This is a genomic window from Methylobacterium sp. WL18 (assembly GCF_008040015.1).
Classification (GTDB): Bacteria; Pseudomonadota; Alphaproteobacteria; order Rhizobiales; family Beijerinckiaceae; genus Methylobacterium; species Methylobacterium mesophilicum.
This window is the reverse complement of sequence record NZ_VRVD01001207.1, coordinates 1-655: the sequence shown is the minus strand read 5'-3', so window position 1 is coordinate 655 and position 655 is coordinate 1. Positions and strand designations below refer to the sequence as shown.

General features: G+C 74.5%; 1 protein-coding gene. It reads right to left on the bottom strand.

The features are described 5' to 3' along the window. Positions 1-10: 10 nt before the first annotated feature. Positions 11-655: peptidoglycan-binding domain-containing protein (locus FV228_RS31860; RefSeq protein WP_147857982.1), on the bottom strand; the 645-nt coding region annotated here is incomplete at its 5' end.

Below are 655 nucleotides of genomic sequence, written 5' to 3'. Positions count from 1 at the left end.
GGCGAGCGCCTCAACCCTGGCCGGCGTGGGACAGCAGCGCGCGCAGGGTTCGGCCCGCAGCCTCGCCGGTCACCGGCAGCTTGGCGCCGCGCTCGAACTTCTCGATCGCCGCCCGGGTGCCCGGCCCCATCGCACCGTCCGGCTTGACCGGATAGCCGAGCTTCGACAGCGCCTTCTGCGCGCGCAACACCGGATCGGCGTCCTTTTCGGACTTGGCCGTCTTCGTTGCGTCCTTGGCGGTCTCCTTCGGCGCCGGCTTCGCGGCAGCCCGGGTCGGGACGGCCTTGGGCGTCACCGAGGCGGTCGTCTCGTCGGAGCGGATCAACTCGGCGATCGGGTCGCGGGCGGCCTGCTTGGCGGCGGCGCGCTCGGGTTGCACCGGCTCCTTGGCCACATCCCGGATCGCCTCCTTCGGGGCCGCCGCCGCCTCGCGCGGGGCAGGGGCCTTCTGGGCCGCGACCTTGGGCAGGATCGGCGCCGGATGCCGCCCGGATTGATGGCCCAGCGCGTTGAAGCAGATGAAGCCGGCCGCCCCCACGGCCACGAGGCTGCTGACCACCGTGCCGGGGCTGTTGCGGCACGAGGCGCCCGTGGCTTTCATGGCCCCCACGAGCACGCCGCGCCAGTCGCTCGGGGCGGCGCGCCGCTGCGCAGG